The following is a 22,809-nucleotide window of genomic DNA, read 5'->3' as shown; positions in this document are numbered from 1 at the left end:
TTTTCCAAAGTCTTTGAAAATCCAATTTTTTCATCAAACTCTCTGAAAAGAAGTTCACCCGTATCTGAGGAAAGAGAGCCTCCATCATTTGACAATTTAATTTTTCGATTGAAATCAAGCGTTTTTTCCGTTAAAGTAACCATATAAAGAATCCTTTCTATTAGGTTTTTGTGTGGTTACTTAAACTTTAACAGAAATGGATTCTTTTTTGCATTTATTTAGTACAGGACTAAATAAACTAAACTACTTGGTAAATAAGCATTCAGTGGCTTGTCAATAAGTTTTTATGAATAATTCAGGATTAACTTGTAATTTAATAAATGATGAGGAAAATAAAAAAGGAACAAAGAGACTTCTTTCAGATCCATATGCGTAGGTGTATTAAATTGAGAAATGAAAGTTACCTGTTTAATAACTGATAAATAGGAATTTATCAAAGGAGGGTTTAAAAAATGAGTGTATTTTTTTACGGCTGCATTACCATGGATGGTTATCTTGCTGACAAAAACCATAACCTAGACTGGCTTTATCAAACTGGTGCAATAGAAGAAACCGGTTATGAAAGCTTCTATAAAAGCATGGATATTACTATAATGGGCAAAAGAACATTTAATGAAATTGAAAACATAGAGAATATTGGCAGTCTTTATCCGACTACCCAAAATTATGTTTTTACACATGCTGAAAGCTTATCAGTCAGAGAATTTATTCCTATGAACTGTGATGTTGTTGAATTTGTGAAACAAATAGAGAGGGATAAAAATATTTGGATTGTTGGAGGAAACACAATATTAGCCCCTCTGTTAGATAATGATATGGTTGATAATATGATATTACAGATTGCCCCTGTGTTATTGGGGAGGGGAATACCATTATTTTCACAAAAAGAAGTGTTGAAGCGATTTTGCTTGAAAGAAGTAAAAAAATACGGACAATTTGCAGAATTGATTTATAGTAAAATATAGTTCGTTCAGCTTTTCAAAATTTCTTACCTTTATCATAGTTTGGTCATACAAATAGTAATTTAATGGTGGAATATTAAGGAGATGGAAAGATGCAAATTAATAAAATATTAACAAGAGTATATGTGAATAATGCAGAAAAAGCAATAGAATTTTATGAGGGACTTTTTCAAAAAAAAATTAGCAGTAGATTTAAAATGCAAAATCCTGATTTAGAAGTTATTAACATAGATAATTTGCTTATTATAGTTGGTACAGAAGAAGAATTAGCTTCTGTACGAAATACAATGGCTACATTTTCTGTGGATTCTTTGCAAGAATATAAAGAAGTTTTACTAAATAGTGGTGCAACTATAATTAAAGATATTAAGAAAGTACCTACAGGATGGAATATGACTGTAAAACATAAAGATGGAATTGTTGTAGAATATGTACAACGTAATGTAGATTAGAATTTTTACAAATAGTAATTTATTGATATCAATATTTAGTAGATAGGAGAAAAGAATGAAGTCACTTTTACTAATTGGACAATCAAATATGGCAGGTCGTGGATTTACACATGAAGTGCCTCCGATTTATAATGAAAGAATTATGATGTTGCGAAATGGCAGATGGCAAATGATGACTGAACCAATTCATTTTGATAGACCAGTTGCGGGCGTAGGACTTGCGGCATCATTTGCAGAGGCTTGGTGTAAGGATAATCAGGGAGAAAAAATTGGTCTTATTCCATGTGCTGAAGGTGGTAGCTCCATTGATGAGTGGTCGCTAGATGGAACATTATTTCGTCATGCAATAAATGAAACTAAATTTGCAATGGAAGATAGCGAATTGGTAGGAATACTATGGCATCAGGGGGAAAGTGATAGCCAAGATGGAAAATACAAAGAATACTATGAAAAAATATTAAGAATCTTTAATGAAATAAGAAGAGAATTATCCGTACCTAATATTCCATTTATTATAGGTGGTTTGGGCGATTATTTGGGTAAGGTGGCATTTGGTGCAGGGTGTGTGGAATATCAACTCATTAACGAAGAACTTCAAAAATATGCACAGGGTAATGAAAATTGCTATTATGTTACTGCTAAAGGACTTACATCTAACCCAGACGGTATCCATATCAATGCTATGTCCCAGAGAATATTTGGCATAAGATACTATGAAGCGTATCGTAAAAAAGAACATATATATGAACCATTAACAAATGAAAAAGAGTTAGTGGATAAATGTCATAATAGAATGAATACTTCATCTGAAAAAACATATATAGCATTAGAAAAATTTACATTGGGGAAGATTTCTTATGAAGAGTTGATGAAGGCTTTTTCGTAGGGATATGGTAGCAACAAATTCCAATTTGCGTAGTTGAGTAAAATGAGCATAGCATAAAGTTATATTGATTTTTAATTTTCATATAGTACGAATGTACTGGATATGTTTCCGCCTACCGATAGTGCCAAAAATGTCGTGGATATGTTTCCGAGAACGGACATACTTCTGTCCTCTCAAGCCACGTTGAGTGCGTGGTTGGGATATATTTGGCTGAATGAGTTATTAAATCGTGCTTTTCATATGGTATAATGGTGGTAGTACATCATAAGGTGGTGTTTTATAATGAGTGTTAACCGTGATGATCTGAAACGTATGATTGACCTTATACACGAAGAAGATGCTGTTGAGGTTTATGATTTTATCGGTTATTTAAATATGAAACGTGAAAGAGAAGCTATAGGTCAGATGGATTTCGAACTACTTTCTGAAGATAAGGAACTTATCCGTCAAATTCAGAAAAGTCGAGAAGACCGTAAAAACGGACGTATTTTTGATGAAGAGCAGGGGCTTAAGTATCTCCATAGTAAGGTAGAGGAGTTTGAGCGTGAACAAAACATATAGTGTATATTGGTCACAAACTGCTATAGATGAATTGAGTAATATTCGTGCTTATCCGCCTGAAGTTAAGGAAAGAATTTATCTGGATTCTTTTAAACGTTTATTATACATGCCAACATTGACTGCAAAACAAATACCAAAAGGGATTCTAAAAGGATATTGGGCAAGATTGGGATTGTATCAAGTTATTTTGGTATTTGAGGTTAACGAGGAAGAGTCTGTTGTTTGGATTGACGGAATTAAACACAAGCGTGAAAATGTTTATTGGAAAAGAAATGAAGATTGAAGTAGCAGCGGAGTTGTAATAAAGAAATAGATTATTTCCTTTGGCGAGGTGGTCTATTTCTTTTTTTGTGCCATACAACAACAAACCTCTATGTGAGGCTTGAACAAGGACTAAAGCAATAGGTTAAATTCGACCTGGGACAATTCGGTATTCCGATATTCAATGCTGTGAATATATTTTTAAAACAGGCAGGTAGAGATTTTAGCGGTATCTATGAGTATATTGCATTTGAAAAAGAACCGTGGCATAGCATAGGGCTTTGTCAGATTTCCGTAGATAATTTCATTGTTACCCCATGTTATGCTCGACAGCACATTCGAATAAAGAGGGAAGTATCTGTAATAATTTTTATTCTACCAGCAAACAATAAGATAAAAACGGTGGTAGGAAAATGGACATGATAGTAGTAAAAAGGCTTATTGAACATGAAGATGGATATATTCTTGAACTGAATATTAATCAGGAATTAAGTGAATTCGCAAAAGAGTTTGGTATAACATCAAAAGAGGAAAATAAAAATTTAGAAAATGCCATTCGAGATTATGTTCAAGAAAATTTTGCAGGACTAAAAATTAAAACAGTAAAGGTTTTGCTTGGTTCATTATTGATTGCTACATTTCCTTTTGTTGCTGTTGAAGCTTCGGCTAATACAAATAATTTACAATCGAACACGCAAGAAACAGATATATATACTGTTAAATCAGGAGATACACTTAATATTATTGCAAATAAATATGGAATCACTGTTTCTCAATTGAAAAATCAAAACGGACTAGCAAATAATATGATTTACCCTGGACAACAGTTGAAAATACCAAAAGAAACTATTTATATAGTTAAGCCAGGGGATACACTGTTTAAAGTTGCAAATAAATATTTTACAAGTGTTAATCAAATAATGGTGCTGAACAAGTTAACGAGTGAGATGATATATCCAGGACAAAAATTAAAGATTCCTAATGAGTATAAAGAAATTGCACCTATCCATCGAACTTATACCGTTAGGTCGGGAGATACACTTAATAAGATAGCATCACAATACAATATAACAGCAATACAATTAAAAAAACATAACAGCTTAAAAAGTGAAATGATATATCCTGGACAAATTTTACACATTCCAGATAAGGAATTAATAGAAATTGTTAATTCATTGCCTTATGATGTATTAAAAAATGGGGATAGAGGCGAAAAGGTAAAGATAATTCAAAAAGCATTTAACAGATTGAATTATGTTCTTAGTGAAGATGGAGTGTATGACATTGGCACGAAAGCAGTAGTTAAAGATTTCCAAAGTAAATATGTGGATATAGCAAATGATGGAGTATATGGGCCTAAAACAAGAGAATATTTACAGGATGCGCTGCTCACCGATCATATTATTGTAGCTAATCCCGATAGTGTATTAGTACTAGTAAATAAAAACAATGCATTGCCGAAGGATTATGTTCCAAAAGATCTTACAGTACCTGAAGTGAATTTTACCTTTAAAGAATATGATCCTAAAAAATTAATGAGAAAAGAAGCGGCTGTAGCACTTGAAGCAATGTTTAGAGAAGCAAAGCAAGAAAATATTAATTTGTATGCAGTTTCTGGATATCGTTCCTACGACCGTCAAAATGAAATTTTTGCTTCAAAGGTTATACAAAGTGGTATGGAAAGTGCAGGACAATTTAGCGCGAAGCCTGGAGAAAGTGAGCATCAAACTGGATTGGCAATGGACCTCACCAGTTCAAGTGTAAACTATGGGTTATCACAATATTTCGGGGAAACGAAAGAGGGACAATGGATTAAGAAGAATGCGCATAAATTCGGATTTATAGTACGCTATCAGAAGGGAAAGGAAAAAATCACAGGTTATCAATATGAACCATGGCATGTTCGATATGTAGGGAAATCTGCATCGAAAGTAATTGCTGAACAAGATTTGACATTTGAAGAGTATTTAGGCAAAGTCGACAGGTGAAATTTTATTAACCATATATAATGATGTATGTTGAGTGCGTGGTTGGGATATATTTAGAAGGTTGATTTAATGGGATTTGTAAGAATGATTATGTTCATTTTAGGGTTTTGCTGAGTGGGGGAATATAATATAAAGGGCATCTGCAGAAATGTAGGTGCTTTTTATAATGGTTAAACATGTAACAATGAGTGAATTAGTAGCCATTAAAATTTATCAATTTTCAATATTTCCCTCGGTAATAACAATCCAAGTAGCTCATCACTCGATATCTGTAACACATTAACTATGCAAATCGCACACCCAGCATCCCTGTGACCAACCCAACAATCGTGCCAAGCATACACACCGCAAGCCAAACTTTCCTGCTCCGTGCTCCTTTCAAAAAACACCATCCTGCAATGGCAAGTAAAATGCCTTCAATAAAAACCACGGTTCGAAAATGACCATATCCCACACCACGTACATATCATCGTGGATATCAAATGTCCAATTCTCCAAGCCAATCACACCTGCGATTTGCAAACCACGATAGATAATGCCAAAAATGCCATGAGCAGTGGCTATCGAACACCCTAACACAGATATGGAAAGCAACAATAATCGCAGAATTTTACTTTTGCCTAAATAAATGAAACCAAGACCTACGAGTCCCGCAACAATAAAGATTGGTAACGCGATCCAATTAATTAGTTCAAACTGGGAAGATGCAGCCACGCCGGGTTTTAGTAGGGATAGCCCCATTCTTCCGCCTAAAGCCCAATATAGGTGTGGCAGCATATAGGCAATGGACCATACAAAAACAGCACCCCCAGCCCAAACGGTTGCTTTTGATTGCGATGGTTTCGACGACAGATTCGAATTCATTAACGATCACCTCGACAGTATTCTAGCACCCTTTGTGTAAGACTTGTACTTAAGGATGTAAATCCTTATTCAGGGTATGCGCCCGATTCTTGAATAAGCTACTGCATATTGTCTACGTAATATCTAACATCAAAAATGATTTTTCAGTCTACAATATTTTCCATAATTGTCCGAATCGAATAAGACAAGTATTTCATAACATGTAATACCTTATAAAAAAGGTGGTGATACTTATGCATTGTCAAACTTATAGCGGCGGTGGTATGGGTAGTAGCTTTGCTTTAATTGTTGTTCTTTTCATTTTGTTAATTATTGTTGGTGCATCTTTTGTTCACGGAGGCTATTAAAGACCTGTTTAAAAATTTACACCCATCCACTCATTACACCTCTAGGAAGCACTAACGCTGAGTGCTTCCTTTTTATTTCAATTGTATATGATACACAGTTTCAATCAATTATGCATTACTAAATTATTAAGACACGATGATAACAAAAAAACAATTCCTTGTACAAGAATCGCGCCCTATAATTGAAGATTGTACAACAATAATTTTATTTTATTATCTATACTTTCTTGAAATAATAAAACCAACGAGAGGATATAGAATCATTGTAAAACAAAGTGTGAAAAATAATGTAATATTTCCAAAATCGTTTGATCTCACGAAGACTATTCGGTCAATAATCCAAATGAGAAACATACTGCTTTTCCAGAATAACAGAGGAATCTCTATTAGCTGGTTTACTTGATAAAAAAAGAAGGAATCAGCAACGGAAGTTACGAATTCCTTCTTTAAAGATAGTTATTTTGTTACTCCCCTATTTCAGAAAAACGTTTGATTCTTTCCCCTATTTCATCACGAACACGTTGAAAAACAGCCCATTTTTCTTCTTCTGTTCCCTCTGCCTTAGCTGGGTCATCGAAACCCCAGTGTTCCCGTTTTACATTAGACGGGGTAACAGGGCATTTATCGGCTGCGTCTTCACACAATGTAACAACTAAATTCGTATTGTTCAAAATTTCATGTTCAATAATATCAGAAGTTTGATTTGAAATATCGATCCCGACTTCTTTCATCGCTTTTACAGCATTAGGGTTTAAACCATGTGCTTGAATACCTGCACTACGAACTTCCCACTCATCACTTAAATATTTCTTCGCCCAACCTTCTGCCATTTGGCTTCTGCAAGAGTTTCCTGTACATAAAAAATAGATTGTTTTGTTTTTCGACATTCATCTTCCTCCTGATTTAGTTATTGTATGGTTGCTGGAAAATATTTTCTTTCCCATCGTAATGCTACATTTACAAGAGCAATGAGGACAGGTACTTCTACTAATGGACCAATGACAGCAGCAAAGGCTTCCCCACTGTTAATACCAAATACAGCAACAGCAACTGCAATAGCTAATTCAAAGTTATTACTTGCAGCTGTAAAGGAAAGCGCTGCTGTTACTGGATAGGTTGCACCAGCTTTTCTAGAAGCAAAGAACGATACAGCAAACATAATTAAGAAATAAATAAGTAATGGGATAGCAATTCGAACTACGTCAAGTGGTAGCGCGATAATTTGCTCTCCTTTTAAAGAGAACATCATGACAATCGTAAATAACAAAGCAATTAATGTAAGGGGAGAGATTTTAGGCAAGAATTTTGCTTCATACCACTCCTTCCTTTTTACCTTAATCCCAATAAAGCGAGTTAATATCCCTGCAACAAACGGAATTCCTAAATATATAAGTACGCTTTTTGCAATTTCCCACATCGAGATAAATACAGATAAGTTTTCCAATCCAAATACACCGGGGAGAACATTTAAAAAGAAGTAAGCAAAAACAGAATAAAATAAAATCTGAAATACAGAGTTAAATGCCACTAACCCAGCCACATATTCACGATCACCTCTAGCTAAATCATTCCATACAATGACCATTGCAATGCAACGAGCCAGCCCAATCATAATCAACCCAGCCATATATTCTGGTTTATCATGTAAAAAGATGATTGCTAAGAAGAACATTAAGAAAGGTCCTAATAACCAGTTCTGAAATAACGATAGTAAGAGAACTTTCCAATCCTTGAAAACACGCCACATTTCCTCATACTTTACTTTTGCAAGGGGTGGATACATCATAATAATTAGACCGATGGCAATTGGAATATTTGTAGTACCTACTGAGAATATATCCAGTAGATCTTTAAAATTAGGGGCTACTACCCCAATTAGAATTCCTAACAACATTGCTGCAAATATCCATATCGTTAAATATCGGTCTAAAAATGAAAGTTTCTTCGTTAAACTTTGATTTGACACCTTTCATCACTCCTTTTGGATGTCACTAACAATTGCATTTAATAATTGAAATCTCTTCTAACTCGTCTATGATGGCTTGAATATACGGTGGTAAAGAGTCATTTAATCGATAATGCTTCCATGTTCTTTCCGGTCTCTCAGCAATAATTCCAACCTCTTTTAATTTTTTCAACTGCTGACTTACAGCAGGTTGAGAAATCCTCAATACATCAACAAAGTCACAAGCACATACTTCCCCTTTTTTGAGACAAGCCAATAGTTTTAAGCGATTAGGATCACTCACAGCTTTTAACTGTTTCGCCATTAATTCAAGATTATCCAAATAAGTCGTCTCCTTCCATATAAGAATTAACTTATATAATAATTCACTTATATATTAGTTGCAAGATGTTTTTTATTCATATAATCTGTTCCTTTACTTTAAGTTATAATTTCACAATCTTCTTTAAAATCTATAACCATAGAAATCTAATTTTTTAAAGGAGTTGTTCTGCAATATGGCCCGTTTGTCGAAGATACAATTTATTTAAAATTTTTTACTTTAGTTTACCAAAAATCAACCAGCTATTATGTTTTTCCACCTGATAATCCGAATATCCAAATTAAGTTTAGAAACTAATGTTTGGGAATATTCCTATGAATTGGATATTTTAACAGTAAAATGTTGAGGACCTTAGAAATCGAAGATTAGTTATTGACCCTCACACCATGTCATACTTTAATATGGCTATAACGTAGTAGTTTAGGAGGGAAAAATAAAATAAAAATTGGCGAACTGTCATTAAAAACCGGGGTCAGCATCCGATCAATTCGATATTATGAAGAGAAAAAATTAATTTATCCAAAGCGATTAGAAAATGGATATCGTATATATAGCGAAAAAGATGTGGAGCGTGTAAAAGCAGTTTAACTTTTTTTAGAGTTAGGTTTAAATACGGATGAGATTTTTCCTGTTATATCCTGTGGATCTTTTCATCCCGTAGATAGTAACTCTTCTGACTGTGCTTCTACCGCACTTTCTCTTTACAGAGAAAAATTAGAGAAAACTCGTGAGCAAATAAGTAATTTACAGGAAGTTGAAAGTGAGTTAGAAAACTTAATTGATTTTTGGACCAATGTAGAAAATCGACGTAAAGGTAGTGACATAAAATGAATTACTGTATCTTCATTTTAGTAGTAGGTACTTTCATTATTGGTACAGATGATTTTGTCATTGCCGGTATATTACCAAGTATAGCAGAAGATATGAATGTTTCTATTGCTATCAGCATTTATTCCAGCAATACTTCCTGTAAAGGTAATACTCTCTTTGCTTATTTCATCTGATAATATCAAGTCATTTTTCGATTGATAAATAAATTTGCAAATACCTTGTAATCAATGCCTTACCTAGAAGATATTTTTTTCTGTTTGTTATATCACTAGGTAAGACTGAAAACAAACAATCAAATGTTTCATTTACATAAGCTTTAATGACTTGAAAGTTTTGATTCGTAAGTAAGGAATCATCTTGAGTTGCTTTTCCACAAATTAAAAAAGTAATAGAATTTAAAATTGTACTAAATAGAGCGAAGTTCTTATTCTTATCCGACAATCGGTCATTTTCCATATCAATACCCAAAAATCCTTACAGCCTCTATTGGACAGTAACAATGATGTTGGAGTTGTTACTTTTCGATAAATTCTGGGTGTCATAGCACCAAGAACTATTAATTTTTATTTTAGTAACGTTTTTCCTGATAGAAATAATTCGGCTTATTTGTTTTATTCGTGTAAGGCTTATGGAAAATATGGGTGGTTGCAGGCGATAGCGGTGGTATAAGCCAAGTCCAATTTCCTGTGATTTCCCTACCTAAATCGACTTCCTTTTCTTCAAATAGTTTAAATTGTGCTGCTGCTGTATGGTGGTCAACAATACTTACCCCATCTTCCTTAAATGAATGGAGAACAGCAACATTTAACTCTACGAGAGCTTTATCCCTCCATAAAGTTGCTTCACGGCTAGTATCAAGTCTCATTATTTCCGCTACTTTCGATAACATATTATAACGATAGTTATCAGCAAAATTTCTTGCTCCTATCTCCGTTCCCATATACCAACCATTAAATGGTGCAGCTGTATAATGAATGCCGCCAATTTCAAGCTTCATTTCAGAAACTAAGGGAAGACCGTACCATTTCAAGTGCAAATCAGCAAACGCTTTTATTTCCGGATGGCGTAATGGAACTTCTAAAACAATATCCTTAGGAATTTCAAACCACTTTGGTTGACCTCTATTTTTTTGAATGACAATTGGCAGTATATCAAAATGTGTGCCTTTCCCTATCCATCCCATCTTTTCACATTCTTTTGTAAGTCCAATAGACGAGGTATCTCCAATCACACCTTGGTCTGTTTCATATCCTGCATAGCGGATAAGCTGATAATTCCAAATTCGGAACTGTTCCTCCTTACCAACAGCTGGTTTGAATATTGATATCGTCGGAATGACTTTACCGCCATTTGTTGCATATTCAATGTGTTTAAAAAGTGCTTCTGCTACTTCAGCCTCCGTGTCACAATCCCTTTGATCAAATACATGCAGCGATTCCCAAAAAAGTCTTCCAATACAACGATTACTATTTCGCCATGCCATTCTTGCTCCATGCTGGAGCTCTTCAAATGTATGATCATAATGATGGTATAGTTCAATTTGTTTTTTGATCTCTTTTATTCGTTTTTGTGTTTCCACTGCTGACTTTCCTAATTCCGAATAACATTGATAAATGAAATCCTTTGCTTCATCAAAAAGTACATCCTGAATGATCGCTTTCATATACTATCCCACCTTAATACTTTCAAAAATTTTAAAACTCCCTTCATTTGAAACTACTATTCATCTATTATATAAAAACAGAGATTAAAACGTAAGCCCGAAATAAAAAAGGCACCTTCACGGTAGGGTTGCATCACAAATAACCGTATATCACGATTTTTTTAATCAGATATACGGTTATTACTGTATAATCGCATTTTGTAAAGGTCATACCTATGGCACACTGATTTGTGGTCTTCAATCTAGGGCTCCTTTAGCACTTTTGCCTGATCGTCTACCAGAAACAGTCACAGCTTGGCTTAAAAAGTATCCATTTATTGAAGTTGTTAGCCGCGATGGATTTACAACAGGGTTTCGTCAAGGTATTACAGATGCAAGCAGTTCTATTTCTCAGATTTATGACCGTTGGCATTTTATTAGAAATGCAAAAAAGCAGTTTGATTCCTTTCTTTCAACTATAGTTCCTGCCTCTATCACTTGGTGCGAGGGACAATTACCAGCCAAGGAGATTCCGTTAACTAAAGCTGAGCAAATAATAAAAAACAGACGAAATAAAAAGTGGGAGCTTATTCAAGAGATTCAACAAGCACACGATAAATGTAAGAATCTTTCCAGACTTGCAAGAGAGTATAAGATTGATAGAAGGACCATTCGGAAATATATAAAAATGAATGAGCCACCATCGTCCAATCGTCATTATAATAAACCTGCCGACCAATATTATGATATAGTCATCTCTCTTGAACAAGAAGGAAACACAGTTAAAGAGATATACTCTAAGTTGCAAGATCAAGGATATACCGGCACTTATTCGGCTATACGTAGGATAGTTGAACACTTCCGTAAGGAACGTAAATTTAATCTTTCTAAAGAAAATAAATTTCATATTTCTAGAAAAAAACCAGGAGCCTCGATGTGGAAACTCAACGAAGAGATAGATAAAGAAGAAAGATATTTTCTAGAAAAATGTTTCGAATTGTATCCCTCGCTAAAAAGCCTTTACAACACAATCCAAACATATCGTAAATCTATACAAACGAGGGATCTGCCAACCTTTTTAAAATGGATTCAAGAGCAATTGTCAGATAAGAAAAATCCATTTTATAATTATGCTTTTAGACTTCGTAGTGATATCAGGCAGTAAGAAATGCATTGTTATCACCATACAGCAATGGTTTGCTTGAAGGTCAGATAAACCGTCTTAAAATGATAAAACGAATGACTTATGGAAGAGCAACAGGATAAAGCAGAAGATGATATTGAAGAAGCGAGAGAATTTACTTTATTGAAGGAAAAAGAAGTAAATCGAACGAATGTAAGAATAGAGGAACTAAAAAGAACAATTAACGAAAAAGATGTTGGGAATATAGAGGAACAGATTGAACAAACTGAAAGGCGCATACAAGAAATACCGCAGCTTCTTGAAGAAATTAAGAAAGAAGAAGGTCTTTTAGAAGGACAAATTCCAACAATAGAAGCAAAAATTGATCGAGAAAAAGCATCTGTTCACTTTTATCAAGAAACATTTGAATGGACAAAAGAAAGTTTTGTTCAGGAGGTGAATCGCAAATTAGTCGAGACATATGATAAAGAGGTTTTAACAGTTGAAGAAGATATGGTTGCCTTAGCAGAGGCTGCTATAGAAGATGATGTTCATTTTTCAAGAGAAAAGGTTCAATCATTGAGGGATAGTATGGTGGCATCCTTTAACGAAGCTCGAGTCCAAGGATTAGAGGAATACTCACTAACACTTTCTGATTCTGATTCATTTTTTAAGGATATTAGTGATGAGGGGTATGAACAATTTGCAAATGAATTAGATAAAATAACAGCAATCTCAACAAGACAAATTATACATTTAACTACGGATGGAAAATTAGTATCTCCACAAAAGCTTCAACATATCATTGAACAACAAATTAAAGCAATTAAAATTGCTTTAACAGAGGAAGATGAAAGATTATATAAAGAAGTGATTTTGGATAATATTGGAGAGCGTATTCGTGAGTTAATTAGCCAAGCGGATACATGGAAAGAAGAAATTAACGAGTATATGATGGAAACGAATGCCTCTAATGGGTTGAAGCTGTGGCTTCAATGGAAACCGAGGAAAGCAACAGAGGACGGAGAAATGTCAACGGCTGATTTAGTACGATTATTACAAAAGGATCCAAATACTTTAAAAGACAGCGACTATAATAAATTAAGCAAACACTTTAATTCTAAAATAAAATTTGCTAAAGAAAGCTATGAAAGTGATGATGCATTAAGAGATAAATCATTTGATGTGTTAATTAAAGAGATTTTAGATTATCGTGAATGGTTTAAGTTTAAAATTTATTATCAAAAAGAAGGAGAAAATCGTAAAGAATTAACAAAAACAAATTATAACACATTAAGTGGTGGAGAACGTGCGATGTCCATGTATATTCCATTATTATCAGCTCTCTACTCTAAATTTATTTCAGCAGGTGATTCAGCTCCGTTTATCATTTCGATGGACGAGGCATTTGCTGGGGTAGACGAAAATAATATTTCCGCAATGTTTAAACTAATGAATGATTTTGGAATGAACTATATTTTAAATTCTCAAGCTTTATGGGGAACGTATGAAACGGTTGATGCTTTATCCATTGCAGAAATAATCCGACCTCAAAATGCCAAAGACGTAACTGTAATGCTGTATAAATGGAATGGTCTCGAGTTACAAACGGTAAAAGAAGAAGTTGTAATTCAACCAACAGTTGAACAACAAAGTTTGTTTGATTCGTTAGAAAAGTTAGAAGTTGTTAGGTGATTGTATGAATAATCTGCAGGATGCAATAGACTATTTTAAAAATGAGGCGGGGTACTCTCGTCTCTTTGAAAAATTTGCTGCGAAGATGGAAAGTATAGGCCATATAGGTGGAAGTATTATCATATCTAACTTAACAGATAACGAGAAGAGAGTATTACGTAATTGGTTTGGACGAGATTATTCAAAGAAAACCTCTGCGACTGTCTCATTGGGGAGATTTGAAAAGAAATTAGAAGAAACGAAATTTCAAGGTGTAGACTTTCACAAGGTTGTTGAAGTGGTTGTAGGTCGAGAAATTTTCTATAAAAAAGATGTAAAGCAACTAGAAGAAGCAAAAAATGATTTTTTTCGGCAACTCGTAAATCAATATCCATCTCAAAATACGAATTAGTTAACGGAATCAATCTTGAATAAAGAATCAGCAGCAATTGGTTTTATTCAATCTTATAACCAAAAAGATTACAGCTCTATTGAAAAAAAATTTGAAACATTAATGTTGTTGCCACTTTCTCCAAAGCTTCGCCTGCCGGTTTTAGCTGAACGTATTGCTGGAGACCCACATTATTTTGATAAGGATACAGAGTTTGTAACAGCCTTACAAATTATAAGATCGAATAAAAACAACACTCCCTATATAAATGACACAAGTGTAGAAGCAGTAAATGAATTATTGTACGAAAACGGCATTTTAAAAGATGACTTACAAAACTTTGTTACATGTTCAGGCTTAATAGCAGTAAAAAATGGCGAAAATGTCCGCTCTTGGGATTGCCTGTATGATGAAAATAGTGTGCATAACGTACCACTTCGAGAATTAGTTAAATATGATAGGTTATTTCCTAAAAAAGGGGATCGTGTATACGTTGTTGAGAATTCTGGTGTATTTTCAAGTATTTTAGATATGTATAAAGGTGAACCTTTGCCCCTTGTTTGTACTCATGGGCAATTTAAATTTGCTACTTTGCAATTAATAGAAAAATTATGTAATGAAAATGTGACTATCTATTACTCAGGTGATTATGACCCAGAGGGTCTTCAAATGGCACAGAGATTAAGAATGAAATATGGTAAATTCATTCGTTTTTGGCGATATACAGTTCAAGATTATATCGAGGCATTATCAGAAAAAGAAATATCTCCTATAAGTGCTTCGAAGCTAGACAACATTAAGGCGCCTGAATTGTCAGCAGTAAAAAATGAAATGGTAAGGCTGAAAAAGATTGGCTATCAGGAAAGGCATATAGTAACTTTATACAATGATATTATTTTGATGCAATAAATATTGTCACTGTAAACTAGGGGATATAAAAGGTTGGAAAAGAGTATAAATTTTGTGCTGGCCTCATCATAAGTCTGCTCCCGATTTGTACATTTCTAGATAAATCTTTGAGTGTTACAATAATATGAATGTGGAGGGAATGCTTTTGGAAGAGAAATATAGTAGGGTTGTTGAACTGTGGAAGTCCTATAAAATTGTATCTGCCGATGATTTGGATAAATACCTTGATAGTTTCCGAATTTTATTTGCATATCATTCTGGGAAAATGGAGAACGAAGAAATTACCTATCACGATACACGAGAAATTTTTGAAAATGGGAGAGTTGTAAACTATACTGGTAGCCCACGTGCGGTATTTGAACAGCAAAATCAAAAGATGTGCTACGAAGTCTTAAAAGAAAAAGTTGTAAAAAAAGAGGTCCTCAGTATTCAGTTAGTCAAAGAAATCCACAAAGTTCTCACAGGTGGGACATATGATGAACGCAGGTATATTGCTAACGAAGAACGACCAGGAGAGTTTAAAAAGCACGATTATGTAACGGGCATACATGAGGTCGGTTCTGCAGTGGAAAATGTGGAAAAAGACATGACGGATTTGATAGTAGAGGTAAATGAGTATAAAGGGGAGTCTGTCTTAAAGGTTGCTACTTATCTTCACGCAAGGTTTGAGTATATTCACCCCTTCGCAGATGGTAATGGACGAGTTGGAAGAACAATTATGAATTACTATCTCATGACACATAATCATCCTCCCCTTATTGTTTATGATGAAGATAAACGTATGTATTATGAGTGCCTTCAAAAGTATGATGAAACCGAGGAACTGAATCCTCTGTACGAGTTTTTAAAATATGAAACGGAAAAAACATGGGAAAGAGCATTATCACTAGCAAATTCAGTGAAACAGCAACGAAAAGGATTGTCAGATTTACTTTAATTTGGAAGCGTAGAGACGGTTAAAAAACTGGTTGTGTGATTTCTTATTAATTCATGGGATTTTCTTTATAAGGTAAACATCACTACATCAATATGTCTGCCATTACCACTCAAGCCACATAGAAAATGTTGTGAGGTTGGAGTTACAAAATAATTGATAATCAAAGTTTCTAAAAAAATGACAATTTTTAGTTTTTGTTGTGGTATAAGAAAAGCACCCCTTTTAATTGATACGTTCATTGTACCAAGGGGGTGCTAATCATTTATATGCGTTGTTTGAATACTGGCTTGCGGCATCAAGATTTTACCAGCTTATTTTATTGGACCTTTTGTAATCTCAGTAAGTTTAGAATTGACGGCAAAGATCTTTGCGTTGATATCTGTTATTCCGAAGCCTCCTAATCGTTTAGAATGCATCTCGATATATTTTTCGGCTGCTTCTTTTGTCTCGAAAAGATAAATTCCACCAGATTCATGTGTTTCAGGATTTTCTGTCCATATTTTCTATATGAATCCATCTTCCTCATTGATACTTTTTGCTAAATCAGAAAACGCCGCTGCCATTTCATCTCCGAAAGGTCCATTCATTTTGAAATCCACTTGTAATAAAAATGCCATTGTCATTCTCCTTTATTCTGTAGTAGTTGAACATATAATTCTCCTAGAATTTCCTTCACGTGATAACTACTTGGTGAAAGTTCTTTTTCGATAAAGTTGTTAATATCTAGCTTTTTAACATTATACATCACTTCAATTTCTTTTGAAAACAGCAGTTTTTCTTTTTCAAGCAAGCTAGAAAGGGGTGGTTGTTGTTTTGGTTGTAGTTCTTCTACATTTAGAACTTGTTTTAGTCCCTCAACATAGTATTCAAATGGTCGACTGCCACTAACTTTTATGCCTTTATTTTCATCATTAATCATGATGATAGTCGGAAATCCCCTAACTCCAAGGCTTCTAGCAAGACTAAAATCTTCATTTAATAATTGTTGACCGATTGGTTGTTCGGCTTCATTTATAATTGCCTCTCCATCAAGTCCTAGATTACTCACGATGTCAATCAGAACGGATTTATCCGAAATATTTTGATTAAATGCGAAAAGAGTTTCTCTGGCACGACGTAAATACTCATAGGCTAAGGCATCATTATGATGTTTTTGAATTACTTTAAATACACGTGAGGGCGGGTAGGATGATTGAACGGGATTATCAATCATTAGTGATCCGTCAATTGGCATACGGGAATATTCCCCCACCTCTCTCCAGTGGCCGGCAACGTCAGCGGGTTTATAAATCCCGTTAGCAGGATCAATAGGTCCATCATGCCATTTTTCCAGCAATCCTCCCATAACCGTATGGAAGTTAAAATAGTGTCCGTATTGTTCTTTAAAACGACGGAGCTGAGGTTCAATTGCCCAGCAATGAGAGCAAATAGGATCAGTTACATAATAGAGATTAACTGATTTTTTTGGTTGACTAAAATCAATAATTTCCATTTCTTCCTCTTCAGATACCCCACATACACCTGTTTCTAAATCACAAATCATATTATTATTTGTCATCTTAGAATTTCCTCCTTATATTTGCTCATAATTCAAGTTTAGCGGATAATAAAAATCAATTACACCAATAGTTCGTTGAATGTGTTGTATATCCAACACATAGTAAAAAATGTTGAAAAAGTAGGAGGGATAATGATATGACTCATACAAATACGGATCCCCGAGTTCTTCGTACTCGGAAATTGATTATGGATTCTTTCATTAACCTTTCGGGTCAAAAGGAATTCAAGGATATTACTGTTAAAGATATTACAACAGAGGCTATGATTAATCGTGCTACATTCTATTATCATTTTGAAGATATATATGATTTATTAGAAAAGGTATTATCGGAAGTATTATTGATTAATTTGAATAGTAATAACTTCGAAAAAAATGAATTAAATGAAGCATTTATTATTAGTATCTTCATGGCTATAACCAATTTTCAAGAATCTTTATCAAATCGTTGTCATAGAGGATACGAAGAAACCATTGCCCGTATTATTAGGGAACAGCTCGAAGTAATATTTTATAAAATGTTGTTAAAACAAAATACAGTTGAAGAGAATGAAGCCTTAAAAATTACTGCTGTTATGTTAAGCTGGGGAATTTACGGGGTCTCTGTAGAGTGGAGAAGAAATAGTAAGCAAATATCGTCGGATGAATTTATTAAATCAGCAATTCCTTATATAATATCTGGGATTGATTTTGGTAAGCGGTAAACTGCTTTTATGGATGTGATAAATATGTTCCCGCACCGATGTAATTGAAAAATAAGAATAAAGAATTGAGCATAAGCACCAATATTAAAAACATGATAAAATAAATAGGACAATCCTCACTATAAATTCCTCACTAAAGAAAGGGGGCCTTCTGTCTTGCTAGAAAAAGCTCATGAACTTCTTAAAACCTATTATGGGTACTCGTCGTTTCGTATCGGCCAAGAGCAGGCGATTTTCTCGGTACTCCAAGGAAACAACACAATATGTGTGATGCCAACAGGCGGTGGCAAATCTATTGTCTATCAAATACCCGCACTTATGCTTCCAGGAACCACCTTGGTTATCTCACCACTCATATCCCTTATGAAGGATCAAGTAGATACATTAAATCAGCTTGGAATTCCTGCCGCTTATATCAATAGTACACTTAGCCAAGAGGAAGCGAAAGAAACAGTTGAAGAAGCCATTCATGGCGGATACAAGCTATTATATGTTGCACCGGAACGGCTTGAATCCTATGATTTTCAGGAATTAGTAAAAAACATTAAGGTTCCTCTTATTGCGGTAGATGAAGCCCACTGTATTTCACAATGGGGGCATGATTTCCGTCCGAGCTATTTGCAAATTTCAAGATTAATAGATAAACTTCCGGGAAAACCTGTAATATTGGCGCTAACTGCGACAGCAACGCCAAAGGTAAGGGGAGACATTTGTGATTCCCTGTCAATCAATTCTGCTAATTCAATAATTACAGGCTTTGAACGGAAAAATCTTTCGTTTGCTGTCATCAAGGGCCAGGATCGCCTCGCATTTCTAAAGGATTATGTGAAAAAGAATAAGAATGAGGCGGGCATCATTTATGCGGCGACAAGAAAAACAGTTGATCAGCTATATGAATGGCTATACAAAGAAAACATTAATGCGGCACGATATCATGCAGGAATGAAAGATGAGACCCGGGCATATGAACAAGACCGATTTTTAAAAGATGAAGCAGATGTGATGGTGGCAACCTCCGCCTTTGGAATGGGCATTGATAAATCGAATATACGCTATGTTGTCCATTATCAGATGCCTAAAAATATGGAGAGTTATTATCAGGAAGCCGGACGTGCTGGTCGGGACGGTCTTCCTAGTGAGTGTACGGTTCTTTATTCTCCACAAGATGTGCAAATCCAGCGCTTCTTGATTGATCAATCGGCGGAACAGGGAAGGATGCAGCAGGAACTAGAAAAACTGCAGCAGATGGTTGATTACTGTCATACAGAAAGCTGTCTTCAATCATTTATCCTTACATACTTTGGCGAAAAAGAAACGAAACCATGCGGGCAATGCGGAAATTGCACCGATACCCGAATAAAGATTGATGTGACAAAGGATACGCAGATGGTGTTAAGCTGCATCATTCGGATGGGGCAAAAATTTGGGAAGGCAATGACGGCGGCCGTCTTAACGGGTTCAAGAAATAAAAAAGTACTGGATTTCGGCTTTGATAGGCTTTCAACCTATGGAATTATGAAGGAGCAAAGTGCTAAGCAAGTTACAGAGCTGATTGATTTCCTTATCTCCATTAATTTAATTGGGGTTGAACAAGGAGCCTATCCTACTATCTATGTTGCACCAGCTGGAAAAGCTGTCTTGACTCGCCAACAGAAGGTTTTTAGAAAAGAGGCCGTTACAATAAAGCAAGTATCCAATGATGATCCTTTATTTGAGGAACTTCGCAGCTTAAGAAAAACGGTAGCAGAAGCGGAGCATGTACCGCCATTCGTTATCTTTTCAGATGCGTCGTTAAAGGATATGTGTGCAAAACTACCGCTGACTGAGGAAGAGTTTTTACAGGTGAGCGGAGTAGGACAACATAAGCTAGAAAAATACGGTGAAATATTCATTAAGGAAATTAGTAAGTATTGCGAGGCACATCCAGATAGGGAAAGGGTCCTTACCACTGCGCCGCTTTCACAGAAGCCAGCTAAAAGGTCTGTAACCGATTCTCATATTGAAACGTATAAGCTGCATCAGGAGGGTCTGACAGTGGAGGAAATTACATCCCGCCGGCAATTAGCGATTAGCACGATTGAAAATCACCTTATTCAATGTATCCAAAATGGAATGAAGGTTGACTATTCAATTGTGCTTCCGGAAAAGTACATGAATGATTTAGAAAAGGCAGTTGCTGAGGTTGGTCCGGGTAAGCTAAAGCCAATTAAAGAACTGTTGCCGGAAGAGGTTAGTTATTTTATGATAAAGGTTTATTTGTTAAAATTAAGGCAAATAGAGAAAGAGGGACAGGAGATTATATAATCGTATGGTAGGAGAAGTCTATGATTTATTTAAATGCATTTACATTTCCAAATGAGGATATGGAATTTGACTTTTTCATAAACGTAAAAAGAACGTGCTATGACTCGTTTTATCCATTTAAGATATTATCAAGACGAGGTATTGACAGCATTGTATTTGAGCCGATTACGATTTTATATGGCGGAAACGGTTCAGGAAAATCTACGGCATTACATGTTATAGCAGAAAAAACTGGCGTCAAACGTGATTCTATCTATAATAAATCTAATTTTTATCCCGATTACGTAAATATGTGTGAGATGCAGTTGGAAACAGATATCCCTGAAAATAGCAGAATTATTACAAGTGATGATGTATTCGACTATATGTTGAATATACGGAATCTCAATGAGGGAATTGACCAAAAACGCGAAAAAATATTTGATGAATATTTAGATGCGAAATATTCCCGATTTCAAATGAAATCTATTGCAGATTACGAACAACTAAAAAAAGTAAATACAGCTAGAAGTAAGACGCAGTCACGTTTTGTTAGAAATGAATTGATGGATAATGTGAGGGAATATTCGAACGGTGAAAGTGCATTCCTGTATTTCACTGAAAAAATTGGTGAAAATGGACTTTATATATTAGATGAACCGGAAAACAGTCTTTCTCCAAAACGACAGCTAGAATTAATGAAATTTATTGAAGACTCTGCTCGATTTTTTGGCTGTCAGTTTATTATATCAACACATTCCCCCTTTTTGCTTTCTATGAGTGGGGCAAAAATATATGACCTTGATGAAACCCCTGTTGTTGTGAAACGATGGACAGAATTGGAAAACGTGCGTACATATTATGAATTTTTCAAAAGACATGAAAACGAGTTTTGATGTTGTTTAGGTGTAATGACTTGTCTGAATAAATTGGCTTGAAGATTTAAAGGAAGAATTATAAATGATAGGGTGAATGAAATGTTAGTTCAATGTACAAAAGCCTTGCTTGATAAGATAGGAATAAAGGGCAGTGAACTGGCTTCTCCTGAAGGTCATGAGGAATTCCCAAATAGTTTTTTCGCTTGGCATGCCAATTTTGTCAGTATTGACAGAAGAAAAGCAATCATTTTGATGAATAATGAAACAAGATATCCTGTTGTTATCTACCGTCCGAGTACGAAGGACTTTTCCAAAATAAAGGAATTGATTTATGAGGCTGTTACTGGGGCTTTACGTATGGAAGGTGTCCGTAAAGAAGTGATTGAAGCTTATATGGCTAAAGCTGGTGAGATTTCTTTTTCTAAAACAGCTAGTAGAAGCATGGTAGCAAAGATGAATAATGCTGTGCGTGAAATTGAGTTTATGCAAGAATATTTAGACGAAGAAACAAGGATTCAAAGATATATTAGCATTGTAGCAGGTAGGTTTATTCAAATATCTGGAGCAGATGAAGGGTTCTATCCATACGAAAAAATGCTTGAATGTCTTAGTAATGTTTATGGTCTTGATGGAAATTCAGCTGTAGAAGAGGTTTTAGATAATGACCTATATCAACTTAAAATTCAAATCAAACTTGAGGGCCATGACATTTGGAGACGGATCCTAGTGCCTTCAACTTATTCCTTTAGACATCTTCATAATATCATTCAAACCATTTTTGATTGGCAAAACTATCACTTGCATGAATTTGTTGTGGAAAGAGCGGGAAACAAGCCGATTAAAATTGTTATGGATGATGATCCGGAAACACTGGAATATTTAGATTTTGATGAATTTGATATTCGACAAGAGCGATTTGTTGCACTTGAGGATATTTTTCCGAAGTATGGTAAGATCATTTATGAATATGATTTTGGAGACGCATGGAAGCATACGATAACGTTTGAAAAGGCAGTAAAATCTAAAACATTCCAAGCTACATATCTAGAAGGAAACGGAGAAAGGCCCCCAGAAGATGTGGGAGGGGAAGGGGGCTTTGAAGAATATTTGAGAATTATAGCAAATGAAAAGCACCCGGAGCATCATGATATGAAGGCATGGGCAGAAAGTCAAAAGGAAAGGAAACTAAGCCCAGAAAAGATTAACAAGCGCCTTAAGCATGTCACCAGCGGATCTGGTTTTTCAACATTTGTGATTTGATTATGATTGA

At 34.9% G+C, this 22,809-nt stretch carries 23 protein-coding genes and 3 pseudogenes; 17 read left to right on the top strand and 9 right to left on the bottom strand.

The genetic code is table 11. The features are described 5' to 3' along the window. On the bottom strand, window positions 1-143 hold a 143-nt coding region (locus tag GX497_10870), incomplete at its 3' end, for an IS1380 family transposase (GenBank protein ID HHY73699.1). 309 nt (window positions 144-452) lie between these two features. Between GX497_10870 and GX497_10865 the strand changes: the two genes are divergently transcribed. The 6 genes from GX497_10865 to GX497_10840 all read left to right on the top strand — a co-directional run bounded on the left by GX497_10865 (window position 453) and on the right by GX497_10840 (window position 5,110). Further along, on the top strand, window positions 453-965 hold the full coding sequence (locus tag GX497_10865; protein HHY73698.1) for a dihydrofolate reductase: 513 nt from the start codon (window positions 453-455) through the stop codon (window positions 963-965). 89 nt (window positions 966-1,054) lie between these two features. Further along, entirely contained in the window at window positions 1,055-1,414 is a 360-nt protein-coding gene (locus tag GX497_10860) for a VOC family protein (GenBank protein HHY73697.1), read from the top strand. 55 nt (window positions 1,415-1,469) lie between these two features. Beyond that, on the top strand, window positions 1,470-2,300 hold the full coding sequence (locus GX497_10855; GenBank protein HHY73696.1) for a sialate O-acetylesterase: 831 nt from the start codon (window positions 1,470-1,472) through the stop codon (window positions 2,298-2,300). Window positions 2,301-2,582: 282 nt separating this feature from the next. After that, entirely contained in the window at window positions 2,583-2,861 is a 279-nt protein-coding gene (locus GX497_10850; GenBank protein HHY73695.1) for a hypothetical protein, read from the top strand. Further along, window positions 2,845-3,144 carry a hypothetical protein gene (locus tag GX497_10845; GenBank protein HHY73694.1) on the top strand — a complete coding sequence of 100 codons (300 nt, stop codon included), beginning with the start codon at window positions 2,845-2,847 and terminating at the stop codon, window positions 3,142-3,144. Before GX497_10850 ends, GX497_10845 begins: the two co-directional genes overlap by 17 nt. A gap of 391 nt (window positions 3,145-3,535) precedes the next feature. After that, window positions 3,536-5,110, top strand: coding sequence for a LysM peptidoglycan-binding domain-containing protein (locus tag GX497_10840; GenBank protein HHY73693.1), 1,575 nt, complete (start codon window positions 3,536-3,538; stop codon window positions 5,108-5,110). 283 nt (window positions 5,111-5,393) lie between these two features. On the opposite strand, the pseudogene GX497_10835 reads toward GX497_10840, so the two are convergent. Beyond that, window positions 5,394-5,974 (bottom strand): annotated as a pseudogene (locus GX497_10835) (DUF3995 domain-containing protein). Window positions 5,975-6,207: 233 nt separating this feature from the next. On the opposite strand from GX497_10835, the gene GX497_10830 reads away from it, so the two are divergent. After that, window positions 6,208-6,321, top strand: coding sequence for a YjcZ family sporulation protein (locus tag GX497_10830; protein HHY73692.1), 114 nt, complete (start codon window positions 6,208-6,210; stop codon window positions 6,319-6,321). A gap of 464 nt (window positions 6,322-6,785) precedes the next feature. Here the strand turns inward: GX497_10830 and arsC are convergent, their stop codons facing one another. From arsC to GX497_10815, 3 genes are read right to left on the bottom strand one after another with little or no spacing between them, the layout of a single operon-like run. After that, window positions 6,786-7,208 (bottom strand): arsenate reductase (thioredoxin), encoded by a 423-nt coding sequence (arsC, locus tag GX497_10825; GenBank protein HHY73691.1) that lies wholly within the window; start codon window positions 7,206-7,208, stop codon window positions 6,786-6,788. 20 nt (window positions 7,209-7,228) lie between these two features. Beyond that, on the bottom strand, window positions 7,229-8,287 hold the full coding sequence (arsB, locus tag GX497_10820) for an ACR3 family arsenite efflux transporter (protein HHY73690.1): 1,059 nt from the start codon (window positions 8,285-8,287) through the stop codon (window positions 7,229-7,231). A 25-nt stretch (window positions 8,288-8,312) separates the two neighbouring features. After that, complete coding sequence (locus tag GX497_10815) at window positions 8,313-8,591, bottom strand: winged helix-turn-helix transcriptional regulator (GenBank protein HHY73689.1); 279 nt, start codon at window positions 8,589-8,591, stop codon at window positions 8,313-8,315. A 456-nt stretch (window positions 8,592-9,047) separates the two neighbouring features. Between GX497_10815 and GX497_10810 the strand changes: the two genes are divergently transcribed. After that, window positions 9,048-9,197 (top strand): MerR family transcriptional regulator, encoded by a 150-nt coding sequence (locus GX497_10810; protein ID HHY73688.1) that lies wholly within the window; start codon window positions 9,048-9,050, stop codon window positions 9,195-9,197. 426 nt (window positions 9,198-9,623) lie between these two features. On the opposite strand, the gene GX497_10805 is transcribed toward GX497_10810, so the two are convergent. Continuing rightward, window positions 9,624-9,908, bottom strand: coding sequence for a hypothetical protein (locus GX497_10805; protein HHY73687.1), 285 nt, complete (start codon window positions 9,906-9,908; stop codon window positions 9,624-9,626). Between the two features lie 100 nt (window positions 9,909-10,008). Next, a complete protein-coding gene (locus tag GX497_10800) occupies window positions 10,009-11,103 on the bottom strand; it encodes a nitric oxide synthase oxygenase (GenBank protein HHY73686.1) in 1,095 nt (364 codons plus the stop codon). 190 nt (window positions 11,104-11,293) lie between these two features. Between GX497_10800 and GX497_10795 the strand changes: the two are divergent. The 5 genes and pseudogenes from GX497_10795 (at window position 11,294) to GX497_10775 (ending at window position 16,116) form a co-directional block, all read left to right on the top strand. Then, window positions 11,294-12,348, top strand: a pseudogene (locus GX497_10795) (transposase). Beyond that, complete coding sequence (locus GX497_10790; GenBank protein ID HHY73685.1) at window positions 12,329-13,900, top strand: hypothetical protein; 1,572 nt, start codon at window positions 12,329-12,331, stop codon at window positions 13,898-13,900. Before GX497_10795 ends, GX497_10790 begins: the two are co-directional and overlap by 20 nt. Before the next feature lie 4 nt (window positions 13,901-13,904). After that, window positions 13,905-14,291 carry a hypothetical protein gene (locus GX497_10785; protein HHY73684.1) on the top strand — a complete coding sequence of 129 codons (387 nt, stop codon included), beginning with the start codon at window positions 13,905-13,907 and terminating at the stop codon, window positions 14,289-14,291. 15 nt (window positions 14,292-14,306) lie between these two features. Beyond that, complete coding sequence (locus GX497_10780) at window positions 14,307-15,179, top strand: DUF2399 domain-containing protein (GenBank protein ID HHY73683.1); 873 nt, start codon at window positions 14,307-14,309, stop codon at window positions 15,177-15,179. Window positions 15,180-15,318: 139 nt separating this feature from the next. Continuing rightward, window positions 15,319-16,116 (top strand): Fic family protein, encoded by a 798-nt coding sequence (locus GX497_10775; protein ID HHY73682.1) that lies wholly within the window; start codon window positions 15,319-15,321, stop codon window positions 16,114-16,116. A gap of 311 nt (window positions 16,117-16,427) precedes the next feature. Here the strand turns inward: GX497_10775 and GX497_10770 are convergent. Together GX497_10770 and GX497_10765 are read right to left on the bottom strand one after the other, a co-directional pair. Then, window positions 16,428-16,733, bottom strand: a pseudogene (locus GX497_10770) (monooxygenase). Between the two features lie 2 nt (window positions 16,734-16,735). After that, a complete protein-coding gene (locus GX497_10765; GenBank protein HHY73681.1) occupies window positions 16,736-17,674 on the bottom strand; it encodes a DsbA family protein in 939 nt (312 codons plus the stop codon). Window positions 17,675-17,811: 137 nt separating this feature from the next. Between GX497_10765 and GX497_10760 the strand changes: the two genes are divergently transcribed. From GX497_10760 to GX497_10745, 4 genes are all read left to right on the top strand, one after another. Beyond that, window positions 17,812-18,378, top strand: a complete 567-nt coding sequence (locus tag GX497_10760; GenBank protein ID HHY73680.1) for a TetR/AcrR family transcriptional regulator — start codon at window positions 17,812-17,814, stop codon at window positions 18,376-18,378. A 156-nt stretch (window positions 18,379-18,534) separates the two neighbouring features. Next, window positions 18,535-20,682, top strand: a complete 2,148-nt coding sequence (gene recQ, locus GX497_10755) for a DNA helicase RecQ (protein ID HHY73679.1) — start codon at window positions 18,535-18,537, stop codon at window positions 20,680-20,682. A gap of 20 nt (window positions 20,683-20,702) precedes the next feature. Continuing rightward, a complete protein-coding gene (locus GX497_10750) occupies window positions 20,703-21,557 on the top strand; it encodes an AAA family ATPase (protein ID HHY73678.1) in 855 nt (284 codons plus the stop codon). An 81-nt stretch (window positions 21,558-21,638) separates the two neighbouring features. After that, window positions 21,639-22,799 carry a plasmid pRiA4b ORF-3 family protein gene (locus tag GX497_10745; GenBank protein ID HHY73677.1) on the top strand — a complete coding sequence of 387 codons (1,161 nt, stop codon included), beginning with the start codon at window positions 21,639-21,641 and terminating at the stop codon, window positions 22,797-22,799. Window positions 22,800-22,809 lie beyond the last annotated feature (10 nt).

It is taken from the genome of Bacillus sp. (in: firmicutes) (genome assembly GCA_012842745.1).
GTDB lineage: Bacteria > Bacillota > Bacilli > Bacillales > Bacillaceae_J > Schinkia.
The sequence above is the reverse complement of the archived record's forward strand: the minus strand, read 5'-3'. Positions and strand labels throughout refer to the sequence as shown.